An 8,115-nucleotide genomic window follows, 5' to 3' on the forward strand; every position below is an offset into this window, starting at 1 on the left:
ACCCGTCACCGGGCATTCGCCATAACTGCCGGAACTAGCGACCACGCCAGGTTGACGTTGCCCCAGCGAGGCATCACGGAAGATGGCTGTGCCCCTGGCAGTGACCGCCAGGGGCACAACAGCATTCACCGTTGGGGCTCTTCGGGCGCATATGACTCCCTGCGTGCCCGCAGGAGATCGCCGAGTACACGGACTGGTGACGTGGGGCTCATCGCCAGCCGGGCGTCGAGCGCCGTCTCCCACTGCTCGGTCAGCCCGATCATGAGGCGCTTGCGCATGCCAGGGGTGACGTGTGCGTAGCGCGCCGACACGGAGCCGTCGATGTGGCCCATGCGGTCGTCCATGAGGACCTTCTCGGTGCCGAGGTCCTCCATCACGGTCCGGTGGGTGTGGCGGAGGCCGTGGGGTGTGAGGCCCTTGGCGATCGGGAGCCAGCAGGCGTCGGCCCGGCCGCTGGCGCCGCGTCCTCGGGCCGGGACGCCGGGCCACGGCTCGCCGAGCAGCGGGACAGGACGGGCCTCCTGCGGCGCCTTCTTCGGGTACCAGCCGGAGACCGCCGGGGTGAACAACCATGTCGCGAAGCCGTTTCGGCGCCAGTGGGCGGCGTGCCCCGGCACCGCGCCGCCCCGCACGAAGCCCAGGTCCGCGATGGCCTGCTCCACCCTCACTCGCTTGGCTTCGGTGACGCGGTCGGGGTGGTTGAGAACGTTGGACACCGTGCCCGTGGAGACTCCGGCACGGCGTGCGACGTCGACGAGCTTCGCGCCCTGGTGGCCGCCGGTGCGGGCCGCGCCCTGCCCCCGGAAGATGTAGGTCTTGCCGTGACACGGGCAGGGTGTCGGCTTCGTACGGGCGACGTGGTTGACGACCAGGGCCGACAGCCAGTCCATCGCGTCGATGGTGCGGTAGCTGTCGTCCTTGGGCGGGCAGCGCACGAGCTCGCCCGTGTCGAGTTCGTACAACTGCCACTCGACGCGGATGGAGCCGGGGCGGGCGAACTCGGTTTCCAGGCCGACGATTTCACCCCAGCGCATGCCGGTGTAGCCCTTGAGGACGACGGCGACGAACTCGTCGTCGCGGCCGGACAGCAGAGCGGCCCGTTCGGCAGTCAGCAGGATGCCGAGCGGGTCGGTGATCACCTTCTCCGGGCCGCGGTCTCGGGAGCGGCCGGCGCGCTTGCCGCGCCCGCGGCGCTTGGCCGCCGGGTTCGAGGTGATCAGACCCTCGTCGATCGCGTCCTCGAAGATCAGGTGGAGCGTCGAGCGCCAGGTCTTGACGCTGGAGGCCGCGTAGACGGCCTTCTCCTTCTTCTCCCACAGGTCGACGTCCGTGCGCAGGATGCCAGCGAGCGCCATGTCCTCGAAGTCCGGGAGCAGGTGCTCCTCGATGTGGCGCTTGTAGTTCTGCATGGTCGAGGCGGCCAGGTCCTGGGCCTCGTACCAGCGGTTCGCGTACTCGCCGAAGGTCTCCTGGCCGAGCGCCGGGTCGCGCCAGTCGCCGCGCCAGTACTTGTTCTCGGCCTCGCTCGCGGCGCGCTGGGCCTCGCCCTTGGTGGCGAACCGGATTGCCTTGCCGTTGTCGTCGGCCACCGTGAGGTGCTTGCCGGGCGCGGTCTTGTACCGGCCGCGCCAGTAGTTTCCGCGCTTCTCCGCGAAACCCACGTGTACTTCCCCTCCCCTGTCGTCGTCCTAAGCGGCGGTCCCGAACTGGCTCTCACGTGCGCGGCGTGGGGACCGCGCACGCAGTCGAGCCGTGGGCACGGCAGGCGGCGGGGAAGGGTGGGGAGTTGGCGGCTTGGGAGCGCGAGCTGTCGCCGGGTGCTGCTGGGGGGAGGCAGGTCGGGCCTCGTGCATGCGGATGATCTCCGCGAGGTGCTCGCCGGTGAAGCGGTAGGCGCGGCCTACGCGCGTGAAGGGGATGAGCCGCCGGCGGGCACGGTCCTTGACCCACCAGGCGGAGCAGCCGAGGACGGCCGCAACCTCCTCCGGGACGTAGAGGCGGGGCAGGGCGGCGTCCGAGTACGGAGTCGGTGCGGAGGCAGGGGGTATCGCGGGTTGGCGCAAGGGGTGGTTCCTCTTCTGGCGGGCGTGGTGCGGCAACACCGGCCCGCCGGTCGATCGCTGGGGATGAGGGTGAGGTGCCCGTGCTGGGGGTTTGCGGGCCCAGGACGGGATTGGATGGAAGCGGGAGGCTATGCCTCGTCGGAGGTGTCGGCCTCGCCGTGGTGCGCGGCGGTCGGCGGCCCGTAAGCCTTCAGCAGATGCTTGGCGGACTCCTCAGCCATGGCGTTGGAGACCATCACATCCGCTTCCTCACGGATGTCGGGGTGCTCGGCGAGGTAGGCGTCCAGGGCGTCGCGCGCCTGGGTGTAGGCGGCGTTGGCGTGCTGGGTCTCGCGGAAGGCGTCCACGACGGCGTCGATGAGCTCCATGGCTCGGGCCTGGGCGGCCAGCTGAGGCGGGCCGACGAGGTTGCGCAGGTCGATGCCAAAGACCTCGGCGAAGCCGATGGCCTCGTCGAGGTTGATGCGGCGCTTGCCGTTCTCGATGCGCCAGACCGCCGATGGGTTCATCTCGAAGCCGGCCTCGTTCAGGCGGTCGGACAGGGCGTTGGTGCTCCAGCCGCGCGCCTCGCGCTCAAGCTTGATGCGCACGGCGACATTCGCCTCGCCGCTGAGCAGCACGCCCTGTGGGGCGTCTTCATCTGCCACAGCCACCTCCTTCCGTTCGTAGCGAGTCACTGCCATTTGCAGCAACCCCTGAACAGTAGCATGCCTTCTGCGAGATGCAGAACACTTCTGCGATCGGCAATTCTTGTGGCATGGTGGTAGCCCCACCCCACCAGCCCGAGGAGCCCCCGCGACCCGCCCCGCGTAGCACCCGCATGCAAAAAGCCCCCGGCTGTCACCGGGGGCCAAGCGCAAACCTCTCAACCGCCATCCCTAGCGATCGACCCGCGTGGCCGGGATTGCCGTCCCGTAGGGCCCGCGAGCAGAGGAGCTGATGCCCAGTATGACCGATGCCCAACCGAATACGCCATCCCGCTCCGTGGACATCCACGCGTCAGCTTCGGAAGGTCCCACACAGCCTTTCAACGTGGAGGCCGAGCGCGCGGTGCTCGGCGCCTGCATGCACCACAGCGACGTCATCGACGCGGTGCGGCCCGTCCTGGGCGACGACGCCTTCTACCGGCCCGCGCACGAGACGGTCTGGCGGGCACTGCTCGCCCAGCACCGCGAGGACAAACCGACCGACCCGATCGTCCTGACCGAGCTGCTCCAGGAGCAGGGCGATCTGCAGCGCGTCGGCGGCCCCGCCTACCTGCACCAGCTCGCCGACGCGCTCTACGGCACCGGCAACGCGGAGTACCACGCGGAGATCATCCGCAAGAAGGCCGACCTGCGCCGGCTGCTCGCCTCCGCCGTACGCACCGTCCAGCGCGCCCAGGAGCCCGGCGCCGATCCTGACGAGATACGCAGCGACATCGAGGCGACGGTGCGTGCCGAACGCGAGCGCGCGCTCGCCTCGGGTCAAGGCCGCCTGTCTCGGTTCGCCGTCGACGGATGGTGCTTCGTCAAGGAGACCGGGGCCGACACCGAACCCCTGTGGGGAACCCGCGACAAGACCGTTTGGGCATCGGGCGAGAGCCTCATGATCGTCGGCGCTCCCGGCGTCGGTAAGACCACCCTGGCCCACCAGGTCGTCTTCGCGCGCCTCGGCCTCCAGGAGACGGTCCTGGAGATGCCGGTCGCGCCCAGCAGGCGGGTGCTCTACCTGGCCATGGACCGCCCCAAGCAGATCGCCAAGGCCATGGACCGCCGTGTCTTCCCCACCGACGAGAAGATCCTGCGGGACCGGCTCGTAGTCTGGCAGGGCCCGCTGCCCGCCAGCCTGGACAAGGAGCCCGACCTCCTCGCCGACCTCGCCGCCGCCCACCGGGCCGACACGATCGTGATCGACAGCCTCAAGGACGCCGTCAGCACGATGGTCGACGACAGCCTCGCGGTCGCCTTCCACAACGCCCGCAACCGCGCGCTGCGCAACGGCGTGGAGATCATGGAGCTGCACCACCAGCGCAAGGCCACCGCCGACGCCCCACGCGGTCAGCGCCCCAGCCTGGACCAGGTCTACGGCTCCACCTGGTACGTCTCCGGCGCGGGCAGCGTCCTGTTCGTCACCGGCAAGGCCGGCGACCCCGCCGTCACCCTCCACCACCTCAAGACCCCCACCGGGGAGATCGGCCCGCTGGATGTCACCCACGACCACGTGCGCGGCACCACCACGGTCGATCCCAGCAAGGACCCCGCCGTCCTGCTCCGCAACGCCCCGAACGGGCTGAGCGCCCGTGACCTGGCAGCGGTCCTGATCGGCGGAGGCGACCCCGACCGCGCCGACGTGGAGAAGGCACGACGCCACCTGGCCCGCCTCGTCGACAGCGGCCTGGCCACCAAGGCCGACGGCATCGCCGGAGGAGCCGGAGGCGGACAGCAGACCCGCTACTACGCCTCCGCCCGCCACCTCACTGCCGTCGGCTGAGCTCCCGCCGGCCCACGCGAAGCGATCACGCGACCGTACACGCGGCCCTCACGCGAACACCCCGCCGTGCACCGCTCACAGCGCACACGCTCACCGCAAAACCGCAGGTCAAGCGATCACGCGAGCGTCCACGCCGTACACGCGCCCGAGCGATCACGCGCGGGGCCCCCTTTAGAAGGGGGCCCGCGTGAACGCCCCCTCCGTGAACGCCGCTCACTATCGCCCCACAAGCCCCACCGCACCCCCTGGAGAGACCTGACTTGCCCTCCCCCGCCTCGACAGCCCAGGCCACGGAACACGGCAGTGCCTCGCTCCTGCCGGACTGGGCTGCCTCGCCGGCACTGACAGCGGTGCTGCTCATCCTGCTCGTGCTACTCGCCCTGTTCACCGGGTGGATGATCCGCCAGCAGCGCCGGCGGCCGCCCGACGCCAACCGGTGGCGCGGGACCGCCGCAGTGCGCGTCGCTGCCGTGGCCGCGATCGGCTGCACCGCCTACAGCGCGGACACCAGCTGGCGGTTCGCCGCCGACTACCTCGACATGGGCAGCACCGCCGAGCGCGTCGCGATGTTCGCCGTCGCCGAGCTGGCCCTGTTCGCCACCGCGCTGATGGCGCGCCAGAACCTGAACGGCCCGAAGCAGGCACCCGGCCTGCCCGGCACCCTCACCTGGGTCATCACCGCCGTCCAAATCCTGCCCGCCTACGCCGAGTCAGGGCTGGTCGGCGGCACGGTGCGAGCCTTCGTCGGCCCGGTCATGGCCGCGATGCTGTGGCACCTGGCCATGGGCATCGAGCTGCGCCACCGCACCCCCGACGCCGCCTCGCGCAGCCTGGCCGCCGTCCTCGTCCGCCAGGCACGCGAACGCCTGCTGGCCCGACTGGGCATCGCCGACCAGGACGCGGATGCCGCCCGGCTCATCCGCGAGCGCGCGCTGAGTGAATCCGTCGCCCTGATCCTCCGCGCCGAGGCGATGACCGACCGGCAGCGCGGCAGGCGACGGGGACGACGCCTGGCAGAGCGCCTGCACCAGGCCCTGGAACAGGCCGACGTCGACGGTGATCCACTCCAGGACGAACTGCTGCTGCGCAAGCTCGCCACCCGCAAGCAGGCCCTCGACCTCGCGTCTGTCACGCTGCCGCCGCGCTGGCACGCCCCGGCCTCGTACACCGCCCGTGGATCCGGGCACAACAGTCTGGGCACCGCCCGCCCGGAACCAGCGCCACGGGCAGAGGACGCTGCCCGCCCGCATTCATCAGACCCGGGCGACGCCGAGGTGCCCCCAGCTGCCCGCCTTGCGCCAGGACTGCCCACACGGGCAGCAACCGACGACTGCCCGCCACTCACGGGCAACACCTCGGGCAGCGCTCCGGGCAGGCCCAAGCGAAAACCGGCTGCCCCGAAGAAACACGAGGCCCGTAAATCTCGCGCCTCCGACGAGGCCATCCTCAGCTTCACCCACCGCATGTACGAGGAGACCGGCAGCGTCGGACGCGACCGGGTCGAGGACGCCCTGCGCGCCGCCGGCCACACCGTCTCCAGCGACGACGTCGGACGGATCGTCCGCGAGTTCAAGGCCCAACTCAAGGCCGCAGCCAGCGATCAACCCCGCTGATCCCCACAGCTTCAGCGCTCCCAACCACGCCCCGACACGGAGGAACAATGCACACCCCGCACCACCACGACCCCACCACCCACGAGGACTTCCTGCCGACCACCCCTGCCCCAGGCGGAGCAAGTTGGAGGTCCGGACACTCCCCCGCAGGGGGTGCGCCCGAACCCGACCCCGCCCCGGGGGTGGCGGGGTCCTCCCGACGCCAGGGGGCGCCGGACAGGAAGGCTGCGACCGAGGGCGGACCGCAGCCGGGCAAGGCCGGCCACAAGGCCAGGGCCGGGAAGGGCAAGTCGCGTCCGCGCGACAAGAAGCAGCGTCCCGCCCACAGCGTCCGTCTCAACGAGCACGAACTCGCCATCATCCGGGCCGGCGCCGACCACGTCGGCATGAGCGTGGCCGGGTTCCTGGCCTACTCCGCCCTGGCCGCCGCCCGCGACCAATCCCGCACCGCGGCCGCCATCGCCACCGAGCGCGATGTCCTGACCGCACTGTTCGGCGTGCGCCGTCAGCTCGGCTGGGCCGGCAGCAACGTCAACCAGATCGCCAAGGCCCTCAACTCTGGTACTGGCGCGCCGCACTTCGCCGCCACTCTCGACGGTCTGCGACGCGCCGCGCAGGCCGTCCAGCGGGCAGCCGACAGGATCACCAACCGGCGGGAGGACGAGGCGGCTTGATCCCCCGGATCCACCAGCAGGGCAGCAACACCCTCGGCCTCCTGCACTACCTGTACGGCAGGGGCGCCCACGAGGAGCACGTCGACCCGCACCTGGTTGCCTCCTTCGACACCATGGCCCCCGACCCCGGCCGCGACCCCTCGGCGGCGAAGAAGGACCTGCAGCACCTCCTCGACCAGCCCCTGTCCCTCCTCGCTGCGGACCAGCGCCCGGACAAGCACGTCTGGCACTGCTCGGTGCGTGCCGCCCCCGACGACCCGATCCTGTCCGACGGGCAGTGGGGCGAGATCGCCCGCCGCATGGTCGCCGCCACCGGCATCGACCCCGGCGACGGCGCTGGCTGCCGCTGGGCCGCTGTCCGGCACGCCGACGACCACATCCACATCATCGCCACCCTGGTCCGCGAGGACGGCCGCCGCCCCGACCACCACCGCTCCGGCAAGCGCGCCCAGGCCGAGGCTCGCCTCATCGAAGCCGAGTACGGCCTGCACCGTGTCACCTCTGGTGACGGCACCGCCGCCAAGCGGCCCACCAGCGCCGAACGCCACAAGGCCGAGCGCCAGGGCAGGGAGCGCACCGTGCGGGAGGAGCTGCGCGAGACCGTCCGCCGCGCGGTGGCCGGCGCCGCCACCGAGGCCGAGTTCTTCGACCGGCTGAAGGCCGCCGGACTTCTGGTCCGCACCAGCGTGCTGCCCTCCGGTGACCTGCGCGGTTACACCGTCGCCCTGCCCGGCGATCGCAACAAGGACGGCGAACCGGTCTTCTACGCAGGCTCGACGCTCGCCCCCGACCTGTCCCTGCCCCGCATCCGGGACCGGTTCGACGCGACTGGCGTTGCAACGGTGCCGGACAGCACCCATCGTCAGGACCATCCCCCGCAGCGGCCCGCACCGTCCGCCGCGCGGCGCACCGCCACACACGCGGCATGGACGGCCCTGCTCGTCATCGACCACGGCGACGACGGAGCCGCGGCAGCGCAGATCGCCGCCACCGGCGAGGTCCTCGACGCCCTCGCCAAGACCTCCGCCCTCCACACCCGCCAGCAGCTACGCGAAGCGGCCTGGGCGTTCGAACGGGCCTCCCGCTCCCACACCCGAGCGGAGTTCCGCCACAGCCAGCAGCTGCGACGCGCAGCCCGGGACCTGGTCCACAGCGGCCCGGCACTCGGCCGGGGCGAGGACGGCGCCACCACCGCCATGGTGATCGACACGCTCTTCCTCCTCGCCCTCGCCGCCGCACACTGGCACGCCCAGCGCCAGCACGCCCAGCAAGCCGCAGCCGCCCGGCAGGCAG

The 8,115-nt window shown here is 71.4% G+C and carries 7 protein-coding genes; 4 read left to right on the forward strand and 3 right to left on the reverse strand.

The annotated features are described in order from the left end of the window. Positions 1 to 125: 125 nt before the first annotated feature. From JL475_RS30150 to JL475_RS30155, 3 genes are all read right to left on the reverse strand, one after another. Entirely contained in the window at positions 126 to 1,661 is a 1,536-nt protein-coding gene (locus JL475_RS30150) for a LacI family DNA-binding transcriptional regulator (protein WP_202281139.1), read from the reverse strand. Positions 1,662 to 1,688: 27 nt separating this feature from the next. Continuing rightward, entirely contained in the window at positions 1,689 to 2,063 is a 375-nt protein-coding gene (locus JL475_RS40445) for a helix-turn-helix domain-containing protein (RefSeq protein ID WP_237408692.1), read from the reverse strand. Positions 2,064 to 2,191: 128 nt separating this feature from the next. Next, positions 2,192 to 2,746 (reverse strand): helix-turn-helix transcriptional regulator, encoded by a 555-nt coding sequence (locus JL475_RS30155; RefSeq protein WP_202281140.1) that lies wholly within the window; start codon positions 2,744 to 2,746, stop codon positions 2,192 to 2,194. Between the two features lie 301 nt (positions 2,747 to 3,047). Between JL475_RS30155 and JL475_RS30160 the strand changes: the two genes are divergently transcribed. The 4 genes from JL475_RS30160 to JL475_RS30175 form a co-directional block, all read left to right on the forward strand. Then, the gene (locus tag JL475_RS30160; protein WP_307825196.1) at positions 3,048 to 4,535 is read left to right on the forward strand and encodes a DnaB-like helicase N-terminal domain-containing protein; all 1,488 of its coding nucleotides are present in this window, start codon (positions 3,048 to 3,050) and stop codon (positions 4,533 to 4,535) included. A gap of 395 nt (positions 4,536 to 4,930) precedes the next feature. Then, positions 4,931 to 6,148: a hypothetical protein gene (locus JL475_RS30165; RefSeq protein ID WP_202281146.1), complete on the forward strand. Its 1,218-nt coding sequence runs from the start codon at positions 4,931 to 4,933 to the stop codon at positions 6,146 to 6,148. Between the two features lie 47 nt (positions 6,149 to 6,195). After that, positions 6,196 to 6,822, forward strand: a complete 627-nt coding sequence (mobC, locus tag JL475_RS30170) for a plasmid mobilization relaxosome protein MobC (RefSeq protein WP_237408693.1) — start codon at positions 6,196 to 6,198, stop codon at positions 6,820 to 6,822. Next, a partial coding sequence (locus JL475_RS30175; protein WP_202281142.1) for a relaxase/mobilization nuclease domain-containing protein occupies positions 6,819 to 8,115 on the forward strand: 1,297 nt, incomplete at its 3' end. The genes mobC and JL475_RS30175, both read left to right, overlap by 4 nt.

This window comes from Streptomyces sp. M2CJ-2, assembly GCF_016757295.1.
GTDB lineage: Bacteria > Actinomycetota > Actinomycetes > Streptomycetales > Streptomycetaceae > Streptomyces.

Coding starts and splice junctions, on each gene's coding strand:
- JL475_RS30155 (WP_202281140.1), bottom strand. CDS start 2,746: ATGGCAGTGACTCGCTACGAACGGAAGGAGGTGGCTGTGGCAGATGAA.
- JL475_RS30165 (WP_202281146.1), top strand. CDS start 4,931: ATGATCCGCCAGCAGCGCCGGCGGCCGCCCGACGCCAACCGGTGGCGC.
- mobC (WP_237408693.1), top strand. CDS start 6,196: ATGCACACCCCGCACCACCACGACCCCACCACCCACGAGGACTTCCTG.